Origin of the sequence: Fluviispira multicolorata (assembly GCF_009208585.1) — a bacterium.
In the GTDB taxonomy this organism is placed as follows: Bacteria; Bdellovibrionota_B; Oligoflexia; order Silvanigrellales; family Silvanigrellaceae; genus Silvanigrella; species Silvanigrella multicolorata.
The window spans coordinates 359,277-382,572 of sequence record NZ_WFLN01000006.1 but is presented as its reverse complement, the minus strand read 5'-3'; the positions used below and the strand labels follow the sequence as shown (position 1 = coordinate 382,572).

The following is a 23,296-nucleotide window of genomic DNA, read 5'->3' as shown; positions in this document are numbered from 1 at the left end:
GAATGCTACCTTCCAGAAGTTATATTTCAGATTTTTTAATAATCATTTCTTTTTGCAAAGCATACTTTAAAATAATTTTAGCAATTTCTTCTTGTGTTGATTTTGTGGAATCGAGAAGAATTGCATCATGAGCTGGCTTTAGGGGGGCAATTCTTCTATTTGTGTCGCGTAAGTCTCTTTCATTAATTTCTTTCATAAGTTCGTTTATATTTGTTTTCATTCCATTTAAATGTAGCTCTTTTAAACGTCTTTCTGCTCGTTCTTCGGGTGATGCTGTTAAAAATATTTTAAGTGGAGCATCTGGAAATACGACTGTTCCCATATCTCTACCATCAACAACAGCTCCATTATTATTTAATACTACTTTGCGTTGAATCGGTAATAATCTTTTTCTAACAGAATCTTCTTGTGCTAAAAGACTTGCCAGTTCTGAAACATGCGGGGCTTTAATTTCATGAGAGACTTCTCTTTCGCCAAGAAACACTTTTCCAGAAGAAGACTCTTGTCTATATCTTTCATTGATAAAAGAAGTAAAACGTTCAATGTTTCCTAAATCTTTTTCTTTTAAATTTGCTTCATGAAATAAAAGTGCAAGAGAGCGGTATATAGCGCCAGTTGTTACGTAAATCCAGCCAAGTTTAGTGGCTACAATTTTTGCAACTGTACTTTTTCCTGAACCAGCGGGCCCATCAATGGTAATGACTTTTAATTTTTCTAAAAGATCGTGATCTGGATACATGCTAATCCTTTTAATTTAATCCCATAGATGATTCTACATCTTCCCAAGATTCATCCCATGCTGCAACTGGCGATTTATCAACACGGAATGGGGAAATAGCCGGCATATTTTGAACACTACCAATTTTAAAATACTTTTTAATTCTGTCTTGCTTGAGTTCTTCTTTGCTCATTTTGGAAAGGCTTGTTAAATTCTTTTCAACTGCATTTCCAATCGATTCAATAGCTTCTTTCGTTTTCCAATGAGCACCACCAAGAGGTTCTTTAATTATTTCATCAATAACTTTATTTTTAAGTGCAATTTCTGCTGTTAATCCTAAGATATTTGCAGCTCTATCCGCTTGAGTTCCATCTTTCCACAGAATTGAGGAGCAGCCTTCAGGAGAAATGACGCTATATATTGAATATTCCATCATAAGAATTCGGTTTGCAACACCAATTGCAAGAGCTCCGCCGCTTTGTCCTTCGCCCACAACAACTGAAATGATAGGTACAGACAAGCGACTCATAACCATAATATTTTTTGCAATTGCTTCGTTTTGTCCGCGCTCTTCAGCCTCAAGGCCAGGATAAGCGCCTGGGGTGTCAATAAAAGTTATGATTGGAAGGCCGAATCTTTCTGCCAATGCCATAACACGGAGTGCTTTTCTGTATCCTTCAGGTTTTGGCATTCCAAAATTTCTTTTCATATTTTCTTTGGTGCCGCGTCCTTTTTGAGTGCCTACAACAACAACTCTTCTATTTCTAAATATAGCAATTCCTGTAACAATAGCTTGATCATCCATAAAGTTTCTATCACCGTGTAATTCGATAAAATCGGTGCACAGCTGATTGATGATGTCTAAAGTATATGGACGATTTGGATGTCTTGAAAGTTGAGTGATTTGAAATGAATTTAAATTCGAAAAAATTTCTTTTGCAAGAGTTTCGAATTTATTTTCAAGGATAGATATTTCTTCATTTAAACCTTTTGTATCTTGCTGTCTATCAGGGATGAGAGTTGATTGTTGAGCTGCAAGACGAAGCTCTTCTATTCTTTTAGAAAGTTCATGCAAGGGTTTTTCAAGCTGCAGAATGTCCATAATGTGTTAATCCTCTATAATAGCTGTTATGTCACAATGTGTACAGCTCAAAACAAAAATTCGAGCATTGTTAAAGTTGGTAGCAAAATTGTACGTCTTGGTCAAAATATAAGAGGTTATTTGAAATGAACCAGCAAGATTCTTTCAAACAAAGTGATGAATTCAAGCGTGGTATGCAAGACATTATCGTCGATACGACGAGCGTTAGTTTTGTCGATGGAGTGAACGGTAGGCTATTTTATAGAGGAATTAATATTGCTGAATTAGCAGCACACGCAACCTTTGAAGAAACGGCTTGGTTGCTCCTTTCTGGTAAATTACCAACCAAAAGTAAATTGGAAGGATTTCAGTGGGGACTGCGAAATATGTCTCGAACCCAAGAAAAAGTATTAAGGATCATTGAAGAAATGCCTCAACATTCACATCCTCTTTTTGTGCTTCAAACTGGTTTGTCTGCTTTAGCATGTATTGATAGAAGTGAAGAGTATTTAGAAGAAGATAATTATATTGAAAATGTTATGAGAATAATTGCGCAGAGTCCTGTTATATTATCTGCGGCTTATCGGCATTATTTAGGTGTTCCTTTGTTAGAACCTCGTTCTGATCTCAGTTTTGTTGAAAACTTTATTTATATGCTATTTGGAAAAATTCCTACAAAAAATCAAACACGATGTATGGAAATAGCACTTATTATTCAAATGGATCATGGTTTTAATTCTTCTACTTTTACCGCTCGCGCAGTTGCTTCGACATTAACTAATTTTTATTCTGCAACAAGTGCAGCTGTTGGGGCTTTAAGTGGATCTTTGCATGGAGGAGCAAGCGAACTTGTGGTTGAAATGCTTAAAAATGCAAAAAATAGCAATGATATCGAGAAATACACAAGAGACTTATTGCATTCTGGTGCAAAAATTATGGGAATGGGGCATAGAGTTTATAAAACAATCGATCCAAGAGCAATTATTTTTCGAGATCTTTTAACTCAGCTTACATCTAAAGATGAAAAAGAAAGTGATTTAAAATTATTAACAAGAATTGAAATTGAGGCAAGAAAGTATTTTGAAGAAAAAATGATGCCTGTTTTTGCCAATGTCGATTTTTGGAGTGGAGCAGTTTATAAAAAATTAGGAATACATCCAATATTATATCCTGCTATTTTTGCTGCTGCTAGAATGGTTGGTTGGTGCGCCCATATTTTGGAGTTGCGACAAAATAATAAACTTTATCGTCCAACGTCCCATTACATTGGTGAGGTAAATATTCCATATATTCCACTTGAACAGCGCTAATATATATTAATTAAGGAGAATTGAGTGTTATTTTTATATGAGTTTGCACAAAAAATAATTTATATTTTATTAAATTTTATCTCTAAATATATAGATAATTATAAATTAAAAAGATTTTGTGAAATTAGAGAAACTCATTATTTTGTAAGAGAATTAAAAATTGCTCAAGAAAATTTTTTAAAAATAAAAACAAAAGAAAATAAAGATTTTTCAATCTATTGGTTTCATGTAGCAAGTGCTGGTGAACTTGAGCAAGCTATTCCAATTGCAAGAAAACTTCACGAAAAGTCGAATACTTATTTTTTGTTAACTTATTTTTCGCCGAGCACTGAACCATTTATAAAAAATTTTCCTGCTCTAATTTCATCTTTTGGACTGCCAATTGATGCCAGAAAAAATTATAATATGATATTTAATACATTGCCAATTTCTAAGGTTTTCTTTGTTCGATATGATATTTGGCCTGCTTTATTTTATGAAGTTAGTAAATTAAATATTGAAATGAATTTGCTTTCTGCATCTGCTAATAAAACAAAGAAAGGTGTTTTTGGGTACTTGAGTAAAATTTGGAATATTAAGTTTTATAGAAAATTTGCAAATATATTTGCAGTGAATAAAGATGATGTATTATTTTTTAATCAATTCTTACCTCAAACAAAAGTTTATTATGCTGGTGATGCAAAGTGGGCTCGTGCTTTAGAAAGAGCAAATAATTGTTTTAAGAGAAAGAATGAAAAAGATTTTTCTTACTTTTTTTCATTCTGTTTGGCTCAGAGAGAGGTTTTAAATAAAAAAAATATTATTTTTGGTTCTCCTCATAAAGAAGAGCATAAGATTGCATTAGATTGCTCAAAAATTAAAGAAAAAGTATTTATTATATATGTTCCACATGATGTGAAAGAAAATTCTTGTAAAAAAATAATTGATGAGTTTTCGTCCGTAGGTTTGTTTGCTATTCTTTATAGTGAATTTATTATAAAAGTTCATGAACATTTTTCAACAGATCTATTAGATAATGAAAGTATTAATATAGAAGAAATTAAACAGACCCATACTTTAAATAATTTAAAAAGAAATGTTAAAATATCCTCTCAATTATTATCTAGTTATGATGCAATAGTATTTGATAAAATTGGTTATTTAGCTGAAATTTATGAATTATCTGATGTTTCTATAATAGGCGGGGGGTTTGATGGTCAAATTCATAACGTTTTAGAGGCTGCTGCACATGGTGTTCCTGTCCTAATTGGTAGTCTATTTTTGCGTGCAAGCGAAGCAAAAGAGCTTGTTAGAATGGGTGGGGCTATTTCTTTTCAAAATTCAAATGAGTTGTTTCAATTTTTGGTTCAGTGGGTTAGTTTGGAAGAGCAGGGGACTGATTCTCCTCACCCAGCTAGACTGTTGGCTCAATCCAAGTCGAGATCGTTGGAACTTTTTAGAAGTATTCCCGATACAAGTGAAATTGTCTTGCAAGCTCTCAAAAAAGAGCAAAAATAATTGTGCCTAGGTGATTCCACTTGTGTTTGGATTTTTGAACCTTTTTAAAAAAGAATATGAGTCATGGTCGCTAAGCAATTGGTTATTAATAGTACCTCGTATGAGACACGTGTTGCACTCATCGAAGGTGGGCAAGTATCTGAGTATTATATTGAACGAAGCAGAGATAGAGGGATTGTCGGAGGAATATATAAGGGTAAAGTCATTCGTGTTTTACCTGGCATGCAAAGTTGTTTTGTTGATATAGGTCTTGAACGAGCCGCTTTTCTTTATGGCGGAGATATTAAATCTGAAGACTCCCAAGAACTTCCCGAAGGTTTTGATGAAGAAGGAAAACCTATTCATCACCACCAGCCAGATGAAGATGAAAATATCGAAACAAACAATCCTAAGCATTTCCAAAAACAATATAAAATTACAGATCTTGTTAAGGAAGGACAAGAAGTACTTGTTCAAGTTGCAAAAGATGCAATTGGTACAAAGGGAGCTAGAGTAACAACGTATTTAAGTTTACCTGGTCGTTACGTTGTTCTAATGCCAAGCATTAATCATATTGGAGTGAGTAGACGAATATTGTCTGAAGACGAAAGAACTCGTCTACGCACAGTTGTCCAAAAAATTAAAACAGAAGGCGCTGGGATAATAGTAAGAACCGCAAGTGAAAATGTTCCTGATGAAAAAATCACAGCAGACATCGATTTTTTGGTAAAACTTTGGGAAACCTTAAGAACAAAAAGTTTAAAATCAAAATCTCCCTGCCTTGTTCATGAAGATTTAGATCTAGTATTTCGAGCAACTCGAGATTTAATTTCTAGAGATCTAGATAGAATTGTTATAGATGATAAAAAGCGTTACGAAGATCTTGTTCGATTTTTAAATCGATTTAGTGTTAAATTGGGTGCACAAGTTCAGCTTTTTCAAGGTGAAAATCAAATTTTTGATGCCTTTGGAATTGAGCAGGAAGTTTCACGAGGACTGGGTTCTAAAGTTTGGTTAAAATCAGGTGGATATTTAATTATAGAACAAACCGAAGCTTTAACTGCAATTGATGTTAACACAGGCCGATTTGTAGGTAGTAAATCTTTAGGTGATACAATTGTTAAAACAAATCTTGAAGCTGTAAAAGAAATTGTTCAGCAATTAAGACTTCGAAACATTGGTGGCATTATTATTCTTGATTTTATCGATATGGATCGTGGGGATGATCGCGATAAAGTATTTCAAGCTTTAGTTGAAGAACTTAAAAAAGATAAAGCTAAAACGACTGTATTAAGAATTTCTGAAATGGGTTTAGTGCAAATGACTCGAAAAAGAACTGAAGAAAGTCTTATGCAGAAAATGACTGTAGATTGTCCTTATTGTGAAGGAAATGGTCATGTGAAAAGTCCTGCTACAATTTCGTATGAAGTCATTAGAGAGCTTTTAAGAGAGTTTAGTCGATCGAGTAATGAAGGCTTTGTTATTAAAGCACATCCACATGTTTCTGATAGATTATTAGAAGAAGATAAAATATTCTTGGATGAATTAAAATTAAAATATTCAAAAAAAGTAGTAGTTAAGTCTTTTGTTGAGTATCATTTAGAACACTTTGAAATAGCACCTATGCGATTTGAATAATTGTGAGAATGTTAAATTGTTTTAGAGCCACCCATACAATTTGGTGATTTATTAACTTCTCCATTTCTTTTTTCCCATTCTGATTGAGTAAAAGTATGTAAAGAACTTGCTCTAATTTTTGAAAATTCTTCAGCAAGAACTTCATTAATCATACGGTGTCTTTTTAATAATGAAATATTTTCAAAAGCATTTGATACGATTTCAATTCGAAAATGTGTTTCTGAACCTTTAGGGACGCTATGCATATAGCTTTCATTTTCAACTTTTAAATAAAGCGGAGAAAAATTTTCTTTTAATTTATTTTCAATTGTTAATTTTATACTCATGTTTCACCGTCTTAAGAAAGGAATTATAATAAGACTTTTTAGGATGGTGCGGACGGAGAGACTCGAACTCTCACACCATTGGCACTGGCTTCTAAGACCAGCGTGTCTACCAATTTCACCACGTCCGCTCAAGACCTTTGTGTATATGAGAATTCCATATAATTCAACTGGATTCCCAATAAAAACTAAAAAAACCTACTAAACGCTAAAGAATTGGAATGACCTTTGTTTTTTAGAAAACGTTTTAGGACTTGTTGAAAGATTTAATACCGCAATGACTTCAGTACTTTTGAGAGGAGCCACTGTTACAATTAAAGAGCTTAGTCTTTCTAGTACCATAAACAAGCCTAAGCCAGCTCCAGCAGCTTCTTGTTGCAGTCGGATCATGGATTTTTTTTCGCTTGCAAATAAAAATCTTAAATATTTATATATGGTTGGCTTGCTAAAAGAACCAAATGAGTCTCTAACTCCAATTGCCAAATGAGTTCCATCAAAACTCCATTCAACTTGCACGGTTTCTTGTGGAAGCAGAGCGATTGGAACTCTTCTATCTACTTCTTGAAGTTTTGGATTTGCATCCCAAATTGCATTCATAAGAAGTTCTTCTTGAACCTCAACGGCAAATTGCGCATAAGCATCAGTCGGTCTGCCAAGAACACTTGATAAGCCTATCACAAACTCAAAAAGTGCGTCGCGGAACCATTGTCTCTGGTCTGAATGAGATAAAACGTATCTATGCACATATGCTCCGTACGAAACACACTTGTCGACTCCAAAATATTTTGTCTCTCGAATTTTTCTAATTGTACTCATTAGTTGCATATGAGGAACGTGATCTTGGTTGCATGAGAGAACATGTTCAAACATCATAAGACCTTCACTGTCAATGATCTGATCTTTTGTATCATCATCGACCAATAAAAGATTTTCCATTCGGATAGATGGAATTGTTTCGTGTGTTTTTAATTTTTTTTCATCAATTGTATCTGTAATATATAGAGATTGTTTACAACCATTTTTTGCTAAAACTTTGATTTCTTCTATTGTTTGCTCACCTTGAGCAACGATTGTATTCATGGCACAGCTTTTAAAAAGTGCGACAAGTTCGGTTCTGTAATGCTCGTTTTGAACATCTATAACTGAGTCAATATTTATTGAATCTGTATTCGACATTGTGACTGCCTCAATTACGACTTCAAGCTTTCTATAAAGTAAAAATATGATTCAAAATCAACATCTGATTCAATACAACAACCGTCTTTTTCACATTTTTTCAGCTCATATTCTAATTTTTTTCCGAATTGAAATTCTTTTCCTGAGCGTAATAAATATATTTTTTGTTCTCCACAATTTTCGCAATATGCAGGGATTTGAAAGCTTTCTACTTTAGAATTATTTGATAAAAACTCTTTTACCATATTGAATTGCATGACTACAGATTGAGGGCAGTTTGAGTAAATTGGGGTGATTTTTAATTTATTAATCCAAGTTATCCACTCTCTTACACCGCAGCTATTGATTGTACGCACGCTTCCAAGGTCAAAGTGCACACTTCCAGAAGGCAATCCAAATCCGCCTAAGTCACAGGTTTCTGTGATATCACCGGATACAAAATAGATTCCGTCTTTTAATTGCACTTCCACGTCTAAACCTCCTCAACAATTCCATGTATCAGAAGACTTTACTTGTTTAAGTCGACAGTAAGGCGAAATGCATAGCGTCTATCAGCTACAACTCCATCATTCGTTTGAACAGCTTCTCCAAAGGTGGCAAATTCTAAACGAGCAAAAAGAGTACTTAAAGTTAAACCAGCACTTACAGTTCTCATTGAATAACCAGCTCTTAAAGAAATAAAAGCATCGCTGTTATTAAATGATCCAAAACTGAGTTCACTTCCAACACGCAATTTGTCTCGGTCGTTTACTCTTTGATCATTAATTCTTTCTGCTTCAACTGACATAAGGAAACCAACATCTTTGCCAATAGAAGGATTTATACTCATCCCAGTTTTAAGGTTCATAACTTCAATTTCTTTTGTAGAGTTATTGTCACTTGGTTGAAAAGTGGTATTTCCAATGTCTAGAGCTGAAGCACCTATTTTAAAATTTAATACACTTCGAAAAGGAATTAAAATTCCTATATCAATTGCAACTCCTTGAGTTCTATTTATTTTATTGCTAGTGTCATCTGACGATTCTTTAACAAAACCGTTTTGATTGCCCTCAATTGTCGAGATAATTGATGCTCTTTCAAGGTATCGAGCTCCAACTCCAAATGACACATTCGAACTTGGTAAAGGTATTCCCACTCCAAAACATGGGCCCGCTTGAGTTCTGCTTACGAGAGAAAAGATTCTGTCATAAGTGATAGGGTTCGATTGAGTTGAGAATGCACTTGTTTTTGGGGCCGCATATTTTGTGGTGTAGCCTGTTACAAGGGTATCGGCGAGAAAGCCAAATTGAAAATGCGATATAACAACAGTTGGAAAAAGACTTGCTCGAGAATAAACTATATCTGTAGGGTTTGCATTTTCAATTGAGTTTTCTAATTCTTTCGTTGGATATTTTGTATTGCTATTAAAATAATAGTCCAATAATCCAGCGCTGTATGAGTTTGCTGCAGCGGTTATATTTGGAAAAGAAGCAAATTTTAGAATAGATTTTGAATTTTCTCTTTTCTCAAAAAAACCTATTCCAGCTGGATTGCTAAATATAGAGTTTTCATCGTTAGCAAGACCTACGAAAGCACCACCCATTCCTAAAGCGTGTGGATCAAGGTATAAATCAAGGGGGGGGATAGTTATATTTGCTCTGCAAATAAAATTATAATTTAATAGAATGAGAAATAAAACGAATTTTTTTTTATTAAAAATAAAATTTTTTTTCAAAATAAAACCTCGCATCAAATGAGATTTAGAAATAAAGATCGGAGAAAATTACATTTTAATTAGATGAGAGAACGCTGTGAGGTCGATTTGTGATAATTACTGACACATTTCCAACTTATGTTCCTGAAGGGCAAGCAATATTTTATGTTGCAAAACAACGTAAAATTGCATGTCATTCAATTTTTTTGGCTGCTGCTGGCAAAGCAGCGCTCAATAAATTACCTCCTGATGAAAGGCTTGAAATTTTAAATTTTGCAAAAGCTGCATGTCGAACTAAAAATCCTGACATTATTTGGCAAATAGCACTTGTTGAATCGAGTTTTAAAATGCGAGTGATACAAATTGAAGGTAAAAAAGTATTAACAGGTAACAATGCAAAAGAATATTTAGAAAATGGACTTTCAAAAGAAAAGAATGTTGATATTGGACCTCTCCAAATCAATTGGAGGGCAAATGGTGCGCATTCCGGTAAGAGTCCAATTGAGTTTTTGAGTGGTCAGTTTTCTGTAGATTTTCTTTCAAACAAGATTTTAAGAAATTATGTAAAATCTTGTGGAAATAATTGGATAAATTGCTATCATTCTTATAATGAAGACCGAGGTCGGAGTTATAGATCAAAAATTCAATCGTCAGGTTTGAAACTCAGAAAGATATTATCTGATTTTCTATAAAAATTTTTTGTAAAAATTCAATTTAAAAAAAAGTAAAAAAAATTTACTATAAATAATTAATTTTAGTTTTCAGTTAAAATATTAAATTTGAAAATTTTATGATATAAGATATTACAATGTTTGGAGGAAAGTGAAATGCCCGATGCTGGTATTCTAATTACTTTTTTTATTTTGCTGTGTTTAGAAATCGTTTTGGGTTTTGATAATATTTTAATGATATCTATTATATCTAATCGAGTTGAATTAACTGAACAAAATTTTATTCGATATTTAGGACTTCTTTTAGCAGCGGTGACAAGAATTTTTCTTTTATGTGGGATTGCTTGGGTTTCGTCATTTCAAAAAAGTTTTATTTATATTGGAAGCTTTGATTTTTCTACTCGAGATATAATTTTAACAATGGGTGGATTATTTTTGATTTGGAAATCAATAAAAGAAATTCATGCAACAGTGGAACATAAAGACTACGAAGGAAGTGAGAATAAATCAATATATAAGATTTCAATGTTTTCTGCAATTATACAAATTGTAACTATTGACGCTGTTTTTTCAATGGATGCTGTCATAACTGCGATCGGTTTAACTGAAAATTTAATTGTAATTATATTTTCGATACTTGTATCAGTTTGTATTATGATTTTCTTTGTAAATAAAATAGCTTTATTTATAAAAAGTTATATTTCTGTTAAAATACTTTCATTGGTATTTATGTTAGTTATTGGTGCAACATTATGTTTGGAAGCATTTGATCGATCTATTCCAAAACAATATTTATATGCGCCACTATTATTTGCTTTATTTATTCAGTTATTGCAAATTCGATATGAAGTAAATAAAAGAAAAAGAAAAGAAATGAGAGTTATTTCAGAAGAATCTATGCGAAAGCTTATAAAATATTAAGAATTTCTTCTTTTGTTAATTTAAAGCTTTCACCTTTGATTTTATTTAATTGTTCTTGATTTGCATTATCAAGTATCTGAGAAGCAGTTTGAATTTTATCGATAAGTGATTTTTTAATATATTCGTCAACTGTATCTATACCGAGTAAATGAATAACAAGACATTTTTCAGCGTTTTGACCAATACGGTGGAAACGTGCTTGAGACTGAACATAGCTTCCTCCGTCAAAATTAAGATCCATATAAATCATTGTGTCAGCTTTCATTTTACCATCGCGTGGAAGAAGAGTTAGACCTTCTTTTGCAGATTGAGGCGTAGCAATAAATAAACGACATTCAGGATTATTTTGGAATTGTTCTATACTGCGAGAGCGTTCTTCAATATTCATTTCACCTGTATGAGCTACTGCTCCCCAAATTTCTTGATAAGTTTCGGTTAAATAATTAACATTTCCTACAAAGTGACTCCACAAAATAACTTTTTTTGTGTCATCGGAGAAAATGTCGACTAAAAGATCTTCAAGTTCAGTAAGCTTTGCATTTGTCCCGTCGTATTTTGCATCAATTAATTTTGGATTTGAAGCAATTTGAGATAATCTTAATAATCTAACTACAATATTATTTGCTTGACTTGCATATTCTTCTGGACTCATATTTTCAATTTCGCTGCGAACGGAATCACGCATTTTTGCATAAATTGTTTTTTGTTCAGCCTTTAATTCAATTGCATAATCTTTAAATATAATAGGAGGTAAATCGAGAACTTCATTTTTTAAACGTCTTAAGCTTGTAGCAAGAATTCTTCTTCTTAATTCTTCGCCATTCCGGACGCCCATAAATTTTTCAATTTTAACTTTTCTGCGTCCTTGATTTATTTCTAAAATATCTATGTAGCAAAAAGTATTTTTAAATGCAGGAAAACTTGTTCCAAAAGTATTTCCATTATCCATAACAAAATACTGTGCAAATAAGTCAAGTGGTCGGTTAGCAATAGGCGTACCTGTTGCAATAACGCAACGCTTAGCGCTGTTACGAACGAATTTTGCACTTATAGTTGTTTGGGCATTTAAATTTTTAATTCTTTGACTTTCATCAAAAACTATCATGCCTTCACCTTCTTTAATCCAGTTAGAAAGAGCTTCTTTTTCAAGGCGAATTCCTTCATAGTGGACTATAAAAATTTGTGAAGAACTTTTTAAAAGTTTAACTCTTTGAGCAGGAGATCCCTCAATAACTGTAAATGGAATAGATGTTGCAAGTGACATTTCTTCTTGCCAAGTTCTTACAAGTGATTTTGGAGCAACAATTAAACATCTATCAATTGTTTTACTTTGTAAGAGCATTGCAACAGATGAAGCGATTTGAAAACTTTTACCGCAACCCATTTCATCTAATAATGCGCATGCTGGATTTTGTAAGAGAAATTCAATACCAACAAGCTGATGAGAGTACGGTTTACGTTTAAATGAGAAAGAGTTTATTTGATTTTTTATTTTTTCGAGAAGCTCAAATTGAGGTTTTGAATAATTTATATTTAATAAACCTTGAGAAGCCATTGCTTCACTTCCATGAAATGCATTGATTTCAGTGGTGAGATCAAATTCTTCAAACCAGCTTTCGCGTAAAATTAATTTGCCAAGTTTACTTGGGGCTATATGCGCATAATACTTACTTTTTACAAATTCGATTATTTCATTATATGCATTTTCTGTTAGCTTAAAACCTTTACCTAAAATATCAAATAAATCATCAAAGCTACCAATATAAACTTTCCAAATTCTTTCTTCTGGTTCCCATTGGCGTTCATTTCGATCAAGCCCTTTAATTCTATCAATTGTATTTTGATTGTAATTAAAAGTTACTTTGAAAATATTATTTTCTGAATCAATAACTGTAGCTGTATTTAAATATCTACCTTCTTCATAAATTTTAGATATATTTTCTATAATCCTTGATATATGTTTAGATGGCAAAGCTTTTACGTTGTCAATTTTAACTTTTTTTAGATATAAAGTTCCAATTATTTCCTGTTTTTCAAATTGTGGTTGAGCAATTGCAACAGGTTTTGCTTCATTTGTTTTGTCTTCGATAATTCCAAATGTTAAACGAACTGGTCCTTTGGGGGGTTTTGGACGATATGTATTCCTGTTGTTACCTCTAAATCCCATACTAAACTTCTCCAAAACAAATCATAAAATAACAAGGCTTCTTTTTTATACTCTTCAAAGGCATGAAAGGCCAAGAAGAATATAGAACTCTTTTTTTAGTCTTGTAGACAATACCGCTTACTTTCTTTAAATTATCATTTGGTACATGCCAATAAGAATCATGTACTTTTATGAAAAAGAGCATTTGTCTCCTGGAGACTTGGTTATGGATAAAATTGTATGCGTTGGCAAGAATTATCTCGATCACGCGAAAGAGTTAGGAGATATCGTTCCTGAAAAACCTGTCCTCTTTATAAAGCCTAGAAGCGTTTTAAGGGCTGCGGTTGATCATGAAGAGCTTTTCTTAAGTATACCACAAAACTTAGGTTCATTGCATTATGAGACGGAAATCGTCTTAAGACTTGATAAGGGTGGTTATAAACTCGATATAAAGGATGCTGAGAAAGCAATTGGAGCGGTGTCTATTGGCCTTGATATGACCTTGAGAGATTTACAAAATTCTCAGAAAAAAGCGGGTCATCCATGGACAACTAGTAAAGTTTTTCCTGATTGTGTTGTTGTGGGATCATGGTTAAGAGTTTCTGAATTTCCTGATTATTTGAATGAAAAATTTTCATTTTCTTTAGATGATAAAATTAAGCAAGAAGGCTACGGGAAAAATATGCGTTTAAGTCCAGCAGAATGTGTGGCTTATATAAGCGAATTTTTTCCTCTTGCAGCTGGAGATCTTATTTTTACAGGAACCCCAGCGGGAGTAGGGCCTGTACAAGCAGGTCAGAAAGGAACTTTAAACTTTGGATCAATTCGTTATAGTATTTCTTGGAGCTAAATTTCAAGAGAGCGAACACCCATTGACTTGTTCCAAATCACTTCAGGTTTATTAGATACTTGTTGAACCCAACGGGAGAGAACAAAAAATAAATCTGACAGTCTATTTACATAAATTAAAATGGACTTATTAATTTCTTCTTCCTTCGTTAAAGAAACAATGAGTCTTTCAGCTCGACGGCAGACCGTTCTTGATAAATGCAAATATGAATTTAATAAAGTACCGCCAGGAAGTACAAAATCTTTAAGTGGTTCTAGTGTACTTTGACAATAATCTATTATTTTTTCTAATTGAATTATGTCATTTTCATTAATTAAAATCATGTTTTTCCAACGTGAAGATATTGGAGTGGCTAAATCTGATCCTAAATTAAATAAATCATTTTGTATTGCAAATAGCCACTTGTCGATCAGTAGTTTTTTTTCTTCAGAAATTTCATTGAGATTTTGTCGACATATTCCAATTATACTATTGAGTTCATCTATTGTTCCATAGCTTTCTAGTCTTGAACTATCTTTTGAGGTTCGGCTACCATCAGCAAGAGCTGTTGTTCCTTTGTCACCAGTGCGTGTGTAAACTTTAGTTATTCTCATAATAGTCCCCTGAGATAATTAAATTATCGATTTCTTAAATAGGGTTGTCCTAAAGCTTTAGGTGGTCTACTTTTTCCTACAAAACCAGCAACAATTGTTATTGTAAGGATATATGGAATGATTTGTATAAATTGAGCTGATACAAAAAAGCTCCATATTTGATTTAAAAATTGAATCGAAAATTCGGGTTTAGGAATTTGAATTCCTTGTAAAGTAATTCCCAAAGCATCAAAGAAACCAAAAGCAAGGCATGCCAGAGCAGCTGTTATTGGTTTCCATCCTCCAACAATAAGTGCTGCCAGAGCCATATAGCCTCGTCCAGCAGTCATATTTCTTGTATAACTACTTGATAAGCATATTGAAAGAGTTGCCCCTCCCAATCCAGCTAAGAAACCAGATACTAAAACACCCGACCAACGGGTACGAATGACATCAATACCGGATGTTTGCAAAGCATCTGGGTGCTCTCCTGCAAATTTGTGCCACATGCCATAAGGAGAAAATTTAAATAGACACCAAATGGATATCACGAGAAGCCAAGCAATTATAATGGGTGTGTAAATGAATCTATTTCCAATTGGAATTTCAGGTGTTGAACCTGTATTTTGAAAAAGAATTTGAGAGACAAAAGGAACAGTTCCGGACGCAAGAATTGTTATAGCTGTTCCTACAACAATTTGATTTGCTTTAAAATTAATTACAAATATTCCATATACAATTGCCATAAGCATGCCGGCAAACCCACCTGCAATTAAACCGAGAATGGGGTTTTGAGTCAAAGTGGTCACAGCAGCAGCTGCAAATGCGCCTGCAAGCATTTTACCTTCGAGAGCAATATTTATTATTCCACTTCTTTCACTAAAGAGACCGCCAAGTGCTGCAAAAATAAGTGGAGCTGACATTCGAATCGTTGCGCCGCCTATTGAGAATGCTAGATTAATCCAATCCATTACAATTTAACCTTTTTTCCAGATAAGATTTTTTCCCATAAACCATCAGCAGATACTGCAAGAATAATTAATGCCTGTAATACAAGTGAAAGGTCAGATGTGACATTATGTGTAAATATTTCAAGATCACTAGCTCCTTTTTGAAGTGCACCAAAAAGAAATCCCGAAAAAATAATTGCTATTGGATTGCCTCTTGCTAAAAATGCAACTGCAATACCCGTAAATCCATAGCCAGGTGAAAAATCAAGTTTAAAACATTCTGCTCTACTTAAGACTTCTCCTACACCGACGAGTCCAGCTAGACTTCCAGCGATAAACATATTTAAAATTTGAGTTTTTGAAATACTTATACATGCTGTTGAAGCTGCAGATTCATTTGATCCTACCGCTCTAATCTCATATCCTAGTGGAGTTCTGTATAAAAAAATCCAAACTAGAATAGCAACTATGACGGATAAAAATAATGCACTTGAAACGGGTGCGCTATCAAAAAACGCAAAAGTTTCGAGTTTATAATTTGGAGATATTGGAATGGTTTGTGGATTTTGAGTGTTTGGATCTTTTAATAAATATACAGTGACATAGCTGGCTATTCCTGCAGCAATAAAGTTAAGCATAATGGTTGTGATAACTTCATGAGCTCCTCTTTTTGCTTTTAAATATCCTGCAATTCCTCCCCATATACCACCTGCTAAAGCTGCGCAGATTCCTGCAAAAATTGGGGCTATAAAAGCTGGAACTGAAGTAAATAGGGCTCCAGCAGTTGCTGCAGCAAGAGCTCCCATTGTTAATTGTCCTTCGGCGCCTATATTAAATAAACCAGATTTAAAAGCCATTGAAACCGATAAACCTGTTAAAATAAGTGGCATACTATAAGTTAAAGTCATTCCAAAATCATATGTACTGCCAAAGCCTGATGTTGCAAAAATAAGAAAAACATTTAGAGGATTTTCTCCAGCAAAAAAAGTAACAAGGAGACCTAAAAAAAGGCCAATTATTGTTGCTGCTATCGGACGAATGATATTCATTTGCGAACTCCTTCTTGAGGAAGTCCACCACACATAGCTAATCCAATTTGATATTCGTTAGCTTCATTGCGTTTGTATTCTGCCACAATTTCTCCTTCGTATAGAACAATAATTCTATCTGCTAGAGTTGTTATTTCGTCTAGTTCAGAAGAAATAAGCAAAATTCCAACACCTTTATCTCTTTCTTCAACAATTCGCTGGTGAATAAATTCAATGGCTCCAATGTCTACCCCGCGCGTGGGATTTGCTGCGACAATAAAGTTTGGATCTTTACCAAATTCTCGTGCGATTATTATTTTTTGTTGGTTGCCGCCCGAAAAGCCAGATGCCAAAAGTTCAGAGTTACGTGGTCTGACATCATATAATTCCATTTCTTTTTTGACGGTTTTTTTTATTTTGGATATATTTTGTAAAAATCCAATTCGAAATTTTCTTTCCCAATGTCTGCCCAAAATATAATTTTCTTCAGCAGACATATTTAAAAGTAGGCCATCAACATGTCTATCTTCAGGAATAAATCCAACTATGAGATTGGACATTTCTGAGCTCTTTTTATGTTTTATATCTATTCCTAGTAAACTTATTTCACCACTTGCCGAGCTTGTTTGTGATGTTTTTTTACCAAAGTATTTTTGAGGATGAAAAATAAGATCAAGTAAATCGGATTGACCATTGCCTTCAACACCAGCGATTCCAACTATTTCTCCACCTGATACTTTTAAATTTATTTTATTTAATAAATTTCTTTTTGAATCTTTTGTTTTGTAATCTTTTAAAGTTACATCTGTTAAATTTAAAACTGGGCCTTTTATATTTGTTCCATTTGGGATTTGTGGTTTTAAATTAACATTTCGACCAACCATCATAGATGCAATTTTTTCTTCAGTTGCGTCGTGAGTTTCAATATTTCCAATAACTTGTCCACTTCTAAATATGGTAATATGATCGGTAAAACTAAGAACTTCTTTTAATTTATGGGTTACAATTATAATTGTTTTGCCCTCAGCTTTTAGCTTTTTTAAATTTGTAAAAAGCTCTTCAACTTCATGTGGTGTTAATACAGCTGTTGGTTCATCGAGTATAAGAATATCAGCATTTCTATATAGTAATTTTAAAATTTCAATTCTTTGTTGCATTCCAACAGGAAGTTTAGATATTTTAATATCTAATGGAACTGATAAGCCATATTTTTTTGCAATTTTTTCTATTCTAATTTTAGCTTTTTTTCTATCGATTATATTAAGAGAAAGAGGTAGAAAAGGTATTTTAAGTGTATTATTTTCATCACCTAAAATTATGTTATCTAAACCTGTTGCGGTTTCTGCTAGCATAAAATGTTGATGTACCATTCCAATTCCATTTTTTATAGCATCTCGTGGCGAGCTCCAGTGTTGTGGTTGACCATTAACTAAAACTTCTCCAGAATCTTCCTTATAAAGTCCAAATAAAATTTTCATTGCAGTCGATTTACCGGCTCCATTTTCTCCTACAAGTGCGCGAATAGAGCCTTTTGGAACTGAAAAACTTATTTTATTATTTGCAATTATTTTTCCAAAGGTCTTTGTGACCTCACGAAACTCAAAAGCAACTTGGTTTTTACTTATGTTCATATATAATACCGTTTGTCGTTAAAAATTACTTAAAAATAAAAAGGTAGAAAATTACTTTCCTACCTTATAATAATCTGGAACGTTAATTTTTTTAGATATTATATCTTGTTTGATTTTATTAATTTTCTTTATATCTTCATTTGAAAAAAGTTGTTTATTGTATGTGTCGTATGCCCAGTCAACTCCATCATCGGCAAAACCGCATGTTATAACGCCTGTAGTGAATTTATTTTCAATAAAATCTTTTACTGCAGAATAAATTTTGGAATTAACTTTTTTTTCCATACTTGTTAAAACTGTTCCAGGAATTAAATAGTTTTGATTTGAATCAACACCAATAACAAATTTTTTAGTCTCTGCTTTGTTGTTTTTCTTATTCATATCAGATACCGCATCAAAGACACCTTGTGAGGATGCGCCTGCTGCAACAAATATTATATCACTCTCTTGATTGTACATAGACAATGCAAGTTCTTTTGCCTTTGTTGGATTATTCCATGCAGCAGGTGAAACTCCTACATATGTTTCTGTAATTTTTATTTTTGGGTTTATGTATTTTGCGCCAGATTCAAAACCCAAAGCAAAGCGTTTTATAAGTGGTATTTCCATTCCACCAATAAATCCAATCTTAGCTGTTTTCGACTTAATAGCAGCAATTGCTCCTATTAAAAAACTTCCCTCGTGTTCTTGAAATGATAAAGAACGGATATTTGTTTCTTTAATTGATGAATCAACAAGAACATATCTTTGTTTTGGAAATTTTTGTGCCATTTTTCCAACAATATCAGCATTATTAAAACCAACGGCAATAATAAGTCCACAATCTCCATTTGAAAGAGTTCTAATAAAATGAGGTGATTGCGAATCTTCTTTAACAGTTACGTATTTACTATCTTTTGTTATTTTAAAATCGCTTTGTGCTTTTAAAAATCCTTCATATGCAGATTGATTAAAAGATTTATCGTCTTTTCCTCCTTTATCGAGAATAAGACATATCTTATTATTTATTTCTGCATAAGAATTTAAAGAAATTATAGCAAATAAAGAAAAAAAGAAAGATTTAAGAAAAATATTTTTTACAAAATTAAATAATTGCATATTAATTCTTTGCCTCTTTATAATAATCTGGAACTTGAATTTTTTCTGCTATAATATCAGATTTAATTTTTTTAATTTTTTCAAGATCTTTATTAGTAAATAAATTTTTATTATATTTATCTAATGCCCAATCAACGCCACCATTGCTCAAGCCATATGAGTTTTTACCTGTTGAAAACTTATCATCAATAACGGATTGAATAGTGTCAATAACAGTTTCTGTAACTCCTTTTGTCATACTTGTAAGAACAATTCCTGGTTTAATCCAGTTTTGATTGGAGTCGCAGCCAATAGCATATTTTTTATATTTTAAATTATCTTTTTTTTCTGCGGCATTAAAAACCCCAAGGCCAGATCCACCTGCAGCATGAAAAATAATATCTGCTCCTTGAGCATATTGGCTTAAAGCAAGCTCTTGTGCTTTTGTAGGATTATTCCATGCTTCAATGGATATTCCTACATATCCAGAGAAAACTTTAATTTTAGGGTTTATATATTTTGCGCCAGCAATATAAGCTGTTTCAAATCTACGAATTAGAGGAATATCCATACCCCCAATAAAACCAATTTCATTTGTTTTTGATTTCATTGCAGCAATAGCACCAATTAAAAATGCGCCTTGATCTTCTCTATAAATAATGGAGCGCACATTATTTTCATTAATAACTGAATCAATAACAACAAATTTTTGTTCAGGATATTTTGGTATTAAAGCTTTTATTGCGTCTGCATTATTTATTCCAATTGAGAATATAACAGCACAATTGCTCTTTGTGAAAGAACGAATAGCTTGTTTAAGCTGTGTGTCTTCTTTGGCGTCAATAACTTTACTTTCTTTCGAAATTGGAAGTGTTTTTAAAGCAGTTTGAAACCCTTCATAAGCTGCTTGATTAAATGAACGATCATCTTTGCCCGCTTTATCAAGAATCATACAAATTTTAGGATTTATTGCGGCACTCACGGATTGAGTATTCAATGTTATTGATAGAAGGAAAATAGAGGTAATAATATTCTTCATTTTAAACTATAGCCTTTCAAAGGAAATATTATTTTTTATCTAACTTATAATAATCAGGGACAATTATTTTTCCATTGATAATTTTCTCTTTGATACCATTAATTTCGGTTAATTGCGCATCTGTAAAGAATTTTTTATTATGTTCATCATAGGCCCAATCAACGCCTCCATCTTTTAAATTAAATGTCGTGTGATCTGTGTTGAATGTTTCATTTGAAAAATCTTTAATTGCTAAATAGACAGCGTTATCAACCCTCTTAACCATGCTCGTTAAAATGACTTTTGGGTTAATCCAATTTTGGTTGGAATCTACTCCAATCGCATAGTGTTTTGTTTTCGACTTTTTGTTCATCTGTTCAGCAGAATCAAAAACGCCTTGGCCTGAATTTGCGGCCACTTGATAAATAACATCAGTGCCTTCATTATACTGTGCGTGTGCAAGCTCTTTTGCTTTAGCGGGATTATTCCAAGCATCTGGAGTTATACCGACATAGGCAGTTGAAATTTTGATTTTAGGATTAATATACTTAGCGCCTGCAGAATATCCTGTTTCAAAACGATGAATCAGAGGGATATCCATGCCCCCAACAAAACCAATTTTTCCTGTAGTTGATTTCATGGCTGCAATTGCACCCACTAAAAAGGATCCATCATGTTCCGCAAATGTAATAGAACGGATATTCTTTGTGGTGTTTTTTCCTTCTAGATTGGTATCGACTGCGAGAAATTTTTTGTTAGGATACTTAGAGGCAAGGTCTGGTAGATATTCTGAGGGGTTATAGCCAATAGCTATTATTAAATCGCACTTGGCGGAAGTTGCAAAACTTCTAAAAAATTGGGATATTTGAGCGTCATTCTTTGGTTCTACAAATTTGCTAGTTTTATTGACAGGAAACTCTTTAATGGCTCGATTAAAACCGAGTACAGCAGATTCATTGAAAGATCTGTCGTCTTTGCCTCCCTTATCCAGAACCATACAAACTTTTGGTGGCTCTGAAGCGTATAATGTCATGGGTGTGATTGCCGACATGCTTAGGAGAGGAAAAAGTAATAATCCTGCTTTTTTAGATACACAGCTAGGAGACACGAGAGATCCTTTCTGATTGAAGTTTCTTGGCAAAATATGATACTTAGCCAAATAGGCACGAGCAAAAGAGGCATAGCACAAATGCGCCAAATGTTTCTAGGACTTTTTAATTCTTTGCTACGTTATCTTAAGTCTCGTATTTTCCCAAAAATAAGCTTGGTTAGAAAAAATTGACAAAGTGTGTTGACTTCTCTTTTTTGATTTTGTACACCACAGAACACTCTGACAGTCGAGATGAAAATCTCTCTGACAAAGTAAATGCGCGGTTAGCTCAGCTGGATAGAGCACCAGACTACGAATCTGGCGGTCAGGCGTTCGAATCGCTTACCGCGCGCCATTTTTATTATATATTTCCCTTGGGGAGCGATGGGTGAGTGGCTCAAACCACGCCCTTGCTAAGGGCGCGAAGGGGAGACTCTTCCGAGGGTTCGAATCCCTCTCGCTCCGCCACCTTTTAGGTTACTCAATTCTTGTCTACTATAAAATCCACAAACGACAATTTAAATCATAGCTACTACATGGAAAAATGTCTTGAACTTGCAAAACAAGCTGCATCCTTAGGGGAAGTTCCTGTTGGCGCACTTATTGTGACTTCCCAAGGTGAAATTATCTCTGAAGCACATAACTTACGAGAGATAGAAAATATTGCCACAGCACATGCAGAACTTATTGCTATTGAGCGTGCGTGTAAAAAACTTGGACGTTGGCGTTTAAGTGATTGCAGTCTTTATGTGAGCTTAGAACCCTGTTTTATGTGCGCTGGGGGCATTGTGCTGGCTCGTATTCCTAATGTAATCTTTGCCGCTTCTGATCCCAAGGCGGGTGCTGTTGGGAGCCTAATCAATATTTTAAATGATAAACGTTTAAATCATCAATGTCATGTTATTTCTGGTATTTGTTCCGAAGAATCATCAAATCTTTTAAAAACCTTTTTCAAGGTTCGGCGAAAAAAATAAATTTAATTTTGAAAATAACTCTTATTTTGTGTAGAGAGAAGAAAATGTATCTAATATTTGATACAATCAAACATTCATGAATTGTTTGAGTCTAAATTTATTTAATTTGGAGAATTACTCTGTGGAAGCTCCTTCTCAATTTAAAGGTTTAGCCATCGGTGTTGTTCTTGCCGCTGGAATGGGGAAGAGAATGAACTCCCATTTGCCTAAAGTTGCACATCTCCTGTTTGGCAAACCATTGGTTATTTGGGCAATAGAATCACTTATAAAAGCAGATGTAAAAAAATTAGTTGTCGTCATTTCTCCTGCACAAAAAATAGTTGAGCAGATTATTGCTGAACGCTCTTTTCAAGAAAATATTCAAATTAAATTTGCATATCAAGAAAATCCTTTGGGGACAGGGCATGCTGCCCGCTGTGGGGTTGAGGTTGCGAGGCATTCTTTTTCAAAAGAAATTGATGAAAATTTAAATGCAAAAATATTAATTGCATACGGAGATACTCCTGCGGTTGAAGGAGAAACCTTCAGAGATTTTCTTAACTATCATAGCGCTCAAAATCACTCATTCACAGTTCTTGCTTTTTTAGCTAAAAATCCTTTTGGCTATGGAAGAATATTAACTGATAAAAATAATAATTTTTTAGCAATTCATGAAGAAAAAGATTGTAATGACGAAGAGAAAAAAATAAATTTATGCAATTCAGGATTTTTATGTGCGAATTTTTCAGATATTGAAAATATTCTGCCTCAATTGAAAAATGATAATTCAGCGAAAGAATTTTATTTGACTGACGCTCCTTTCATTTCTAGAAGTTCTGGTAAAAAAGTTGGTTATATGATAGGGGAAGATGAAAGCGAATTTCTAGGTATAAACTCTCAAGAACAATTGGCGGAAATGGAAATAAGATTCCAAAAAAAATATAATACAAAATAAAAAATAAATTTATTATAAA

22 protein-coding genes and 3 tRNA genes are annotated in these 23,296 nt (G+C 33.3%); 10 read left to right on the top strand and 15 right to left on the bottom strand.

The features are described 5' to 3' along the window. Window positions 1–19 precede the first annotated feature (19 nt). Both cmk and GCL57_RS08050 read right to left on the bottom strand, forming a co-directional pair. A complete protein-coding gene (cmk, locus tag GCL57_RS08055) occupies window positions 20–739 on the bottom strand; it encodes a (d)CMP kinase (protein WP_152212842.1) in 720 nt (239 codons plus the stop codon). Between the two features lie 10 nt (window positions 740–749). Continuing rightward, entirely contained in the window at window positions 750–1,820 is a 1,071-nt protein-coding gene (locus GCL57_RS08050) for an acetyl-CoA carboxylase carboxyltransferase subunit alpha (RefSeq protein ID WP_152212841.1), read from the bottom strand. Between the two features lie 125 nt (window positions 1,821–1,945). Here GCL57_RS08050 and GCL57_RS08045 point away from each other — a divergent pair, with 125 nt between their 5' ends. The 3 genes from GCL57_RS08045 (at window position 1,946) to GCL57_RS08035 (ending at window position 6,223) form a co-directional block, all read left to right on the top strand. Then, window positions 1,946–3,109: a citrate/2-methylcitrate synthase gene (locus tag GCL57_RS08045; protein WP_152212840.1), complete on the top strand. Its 1,164-nt coding sequence runs from the start codon at window positions 1,946–1,948 to the stop codon at window positions 3,107–3,109. A 24-nt stretch (window positions 3,110–3,133) separates the two neighbouring features. Next, window positions 3,134–4,606 carry a 3-deoxy-D-manno-octulosonic acid transferase gene (locus GCL57_RS08040; RefSeq protein WP_152212839.1) on the top strand — a complete coding sequence of 491 codons (1,473 nt, stop codon included), beginning with the start codon at window positions 3,134–3,136 and terminating at the stop codon, window positions 4,604–4,606. Window positions 4,607–4,669: 63 nt separating this feature from the next. Then, entirely contained in the window at window positions 4,670–6,223 is a 1,554-nt protein-coding gene (locus GCL57_RS08035) for an Rne/Rng family ribonuclease (RefSeq protein ID WP_152212838.1), read from the top strand. 11 nt (window positions 6,224–6,234) lie between these two features. Here the strand turns inward: GCL57_RS08035 and GCL57_RS08030 are convergent, their stop codons facing one another. The 5 genes from GCL57_RS08030 to GCL57_RS08010 form a co-directional block, all read right to left on the bottom strand. Further along, complete coding sequence (locus GCL57_RS08030) at window positions 6,235–6,549, bottom strand: BolA family protein (protein WP_152212837.1); 315 nt, start codon at window positions 6,547–6,549, stop codon at window positions 6,235–6,237. Between the two features lie 44 nt (window positions 6,550–6,593). Next, a tRNA-Leu gene (locus GCL57_RS08025) sits at window positions 6,594–6,677 on the bottom strand. 70 nt (window positions 6,678–6,747) lie between these two features. After that, window positions 6,748–7,722 carry a hypothetical protein gene (locus GCL57_RS08020; RefSeq protein WP_152212836.1) on the bottom strand — a complete coding sequence of 325 codons (975 nt, stop codon included), beginning with the start codon at window positions 7,720–7,722 and terminating at the stop codon, window positions 6,748–6,750. 14 nt (window positions 7,723–7,736) lie between these two features. Next, window positions 7,737–8,192 (bottom strand): hypothetical protein, encoded by a 456-nt coding sequence (locus tag GCL57_RS08015; protein WP_152212835.1) that lies wholly within the window; start codon window positions 8,190–8,192, stop codon window positions 7,737–7,739. Between the two features lie 38 nt (window positions 8,193–8,230). Further along, on the bottom strand, window positions 8,231–9,436 hold the full coding sequence (locus tag GCL57_RS08010) for a hypothetical protein (RefSeq protein WP_152212834.1): 1,206 nt from the start codon (window positions 9,434–9,436) through the stop codon (window positions 8,231–8,233). A gap of 89 nt (window positions 9,437–9,525) precedes the next feature. Between GCL57_RS08010 and GCL57_RS08005 the strand changes: the two genes are divergently transcribed. Further along, on the top strand, window positions 9,526–10,107 hold the full coding sequence (locus GCL57_RS08005; RefSeq protein ID WP_152212833.1) for a lysozyme family protein: 582 nt from the start codon (window positions 9,526–9,528) through the stop codon (window positions 10,105–10,107). A 135-nt stretch (window positions 10,108–10,242) separates the two neighbouring features. Beyond that, complete coding sequence (locus tag GCL57_RS08000) at window positions 10,243–11,007, top strand: TerC family protein (RefSeq protein WP_152212832.1); 765 nt, start codon at window positions 10,243–10,245, stop codon at window positions 11,005–11,007. Here the strand turns inward: GCL57_RS08000 and GCL57_RS07995 are convergent. Further along, window positions 10,994–13,174, bottom strand: a complete 2,181-nt coding sequence (locus GCL57_RS07995; RefSeq protein WP_152212831.1) for a DEAD/DEAH box helicase — start codon at window positions 13,172–13,174, stop codon at window positions 10,994–10,996. The genes GCL57_RS08000 and GCL57_RS07995 overlap by 14 nt on opposite strands. Window positions 13,175–13,379: 205 nt before the next feature. Between GCL57_RS07995 and GCL57_RS07990 the strand changes: the two genes are divergently transcribed. Further along, entirely contained in the window at window positions 13,380–14,003 is a 624-nt protein-coding gene (locus GCL57_RS07990; protein ID WP_161597664.1) for a fumarylacetoacetate hydrolase family protein, read from the top strand. Here GCL57_RS07990 and GCL57_RS07985 read toward each other — a convergent pair. The 7 genes from GCL57_RS07985 to GCL57_RS07955 are packed head-to-tail and all read right to left on the bottom strand — an operon-like array spanning window position 14,000 to window position 21,387. After that, a complete protein-coding gene (locus GCL57_RS07985; RefSeq protein WP_211363244.1) occupies window positions 14,000–14,596 on the bottom strand; it encodes a cob(I)yrinic acid a,c-diamide adenosyltransferase in 597 nt (198 codons plus the stop codon). The two genes, GCL57_RS07990 and GCL57_RS07985, sit on opposite strands and share 4 nt — an antisense overlap. A 23-nt stretch (window positions 14,597–14,619) precedes the next feature. Beyond that, window positions 14,620–15,546 carry an ABC transporter permease gene (locus tag GCL57_RS07980; RefSeq protein WP_152212828.1) on the bottom strand — a complete coding sequence of 309 codons (927 nt, stop codon included), beginning with the start codon at window positions 15,544–15,546 and terminating at the stop codon, window positions 14,620–14,622. Continuing rightward, window positions 15,546–16,574, bottom strand: a complete 1,029-nt coding sequence (locus GCL57_RS07975) for an ABC transporter permease (protein WP_152212827.1) — start codon at window positions 16,572–16,574, stop codon at window positions 15,546–15,548. Before GCL57_RS07975 ends, GCL57_RS07980 begins: the two co-directional genes overlap by 1 nt. Then, a complete protein-coding gene (locus tag GCL57_RS07970; RefSeq protein WP_152212826.1) occupies window positions 16,571–18,184 on the bottom strand; it encodes an ABC transporter ATP-binding protein in 1,614 nt (537 codons plus the stop codon). The genes GCL57_RS07975 and GCL57_RS07970 overlap by 4 nt, the downstream gene beginning before the upstream one ends. Window positions 18,185–18,235: 51 nt before the next feature. Beyond that, entirely contained in the window at window positions 18,236–19,282 is a 1,047-nt protein-coding gene (locus tag GCL57_RS07965) for a BMP family lipoprotein (protein WP_152212825.1), read from the bottom strand. Between the two features lies 1 nt (window position 19,283). Further along, complete coding sequence (locus GCL57_RS07960; RefSeq protein ID WP_152212824.1) at window positions 19,284–20,300, bottom strand: BMP family lipoprotein; 1,017 nt, start codon at window positions 20,298–20,300, stop codon at window positions 19,284–19,286. 28 nt (window positions 20,301–20,328) lie between these two features. Next, the gene (locus GCL57_RS07955) at window positions 20,329–21,387 is read right to left on the bottom strand and encodes a BMP family lipoprotein (protein WP_152212823.1); all 1,059 of its coding nucleotides are present in this window, start codon (window positions 21,385–21,387) and stop codon (window positions 20,329–20,331) included. Between the two features lie 260 nt (window positions 21,388–21,647). Here GCL57_RS07955 and GCL57_RS07950 point away from each other — a divergent pair. The 4 genes from GCL57_RS07950 to GCL57_RS07935 all read left to right on the top strand — a co-directional run bounded on the left by GCL57_RS07950 (window position 21,648) and on the right by GCL57_RS07935 (window position 23,277). Beyond that, window positions 21,648–21,724: transfer RNA gene (locus GCL57_RS07950), tRNA-Arg, on the top strand. Window positions 21,725–21,747: 23 nt separating this feature from the next. Further along, window positions 21,748–21,837 (top strand) — tRNA-Ser (locus tag GCL57_RS07945). A gap of 29 nt (window positions 21,838–21,866) precedes the next feature. Next, complete coding sequence (gene tadA, locus GCL57_RS07940; RefSeq protein ID WP_343034444.1) at window positions 21,867–22,343, top strand: tRNA adenosine(34) deaminase TadA; 477 nt, start codon at window positions 21,867–21,869, stop codon at window positions 22,341–22,343. 121 nt (window positions 22,344–22,464) lie between these two features. Beyond that, window positions 22,465–23,277, top strand: a complete 813-nt coding sequence (locus GCL57_RS07935; protein WP_161597663.1) for a sugar phosphate nucleotidyltransferase — start codon at window positions 22,465–22,467, stop codon at window positions 23,275–23,277. Window positions 23,278–23,296 lie beyond the last annotated feature (19 nt).

Bases quoted from the DNA above. Each gene is read 5' to 3' on its own strand.
- cmk (WP_152212842.1), bottom strand. From the start codon at position 739: ATGTATCCAGATCACGATCTTTTAGAAAAATTAAAAGTCATTACCATT.
- GCL57_RS08050 (WP_152212841.1), bottom strand. From the start codon at position 1,820: ATGGACATTCTGCAGCTTGAAAAACCCTTGCATGAACTTTCTAAAAGA.
- GCL57_RS08045 (WP_152212840.1), top strand. From the start codon at position 1,946: ATGAACCAGCAAGATTCTTTCAAACAAAGTGATGAATTCAAGCGTGGT.
- GCL57_RS08035 (WP_152212838.1), top strand. From the start codon at position 4,670: ATGGTCGCTAAGCAATTGGTTATTAATAGTACCTCGTATGAGACACGT.
- GCL57_RS08030 (WP_152212837.1), bottom strand. From the start codon at position 6,549: ATGAGTATAAAATTAACAATTGAAAATAAATTAAAAGAAAATTTTTCT.
- GCL57_RS08020 (WP_152212836.1), bottom strand. From the start codon at position 7,722: ATGTCGAATACAGATTCAATAAATATTGACTCAGTTATAGATGTTCAA.
- GCL57_RS08000 (WP_152212832.1), top strand. From the start codon at position 10,243: ATGCCCGATGCTGGTATTCTAATTACTTTTTTTATTTTGCTGTGTTTA.
- GCL57_RS07995 (WP_152212831.1), bottom strand. From the start codon at position 13,174: ATGGGATTTAGAGGTAACAACAGGAATACATATCGTCCAAAACCCCCC.
- GCL57_RS07990 (WP_161597664.1), top strand. From the start codon at position 13,380: ATGGATAAAATTGTATGCGTTGGCAAGAATTATCTCGATCACGCGAAA.
- GCL57_RS07985 (WP_211363244.1), bottom strand. From the start codon at position 14,596: ATGAGAATAACTAAAGTTTACACACGCACTGGTGACAAAGGAACAACA.
- GCL57_RS07980 (WP_152212828.1), bottom strand. From the start codon at position 15,546: ATGGATTGGATTAATCTAGCATTCTCAATAGGCGGCGCAACGATTCGA.
- GCL57_RS07975 (WP_152212827.1), bottom strand. From the start codon at position 16,574: ATGAATATCATTCGTCCGATAGCAGCAACAATAATTGGCCTTTTTTTA.
- GCL57_RS07970 (WP_152212826.1), bottom strand. From the start codon at position 18,184: ATGAACATAAGTAAAAACCAAGTTGCTTTTGAGTTTCGTGAGGTCACA.
- GCL57_RS07965 (WP_152212825.1), bottom strand. From the start codon at position 19,282: ATGCAATTATTTAATTTTGTAAAAAATATTTTTCTTAAATCTTTCTTT.
- GCL57_RS07960 (WP_152212824.1), bottom strand. From the start codon at position 20,300: ATGAAGAATATTATTACCTCTATTTTCCTTCTATCAATAACATTGAAT.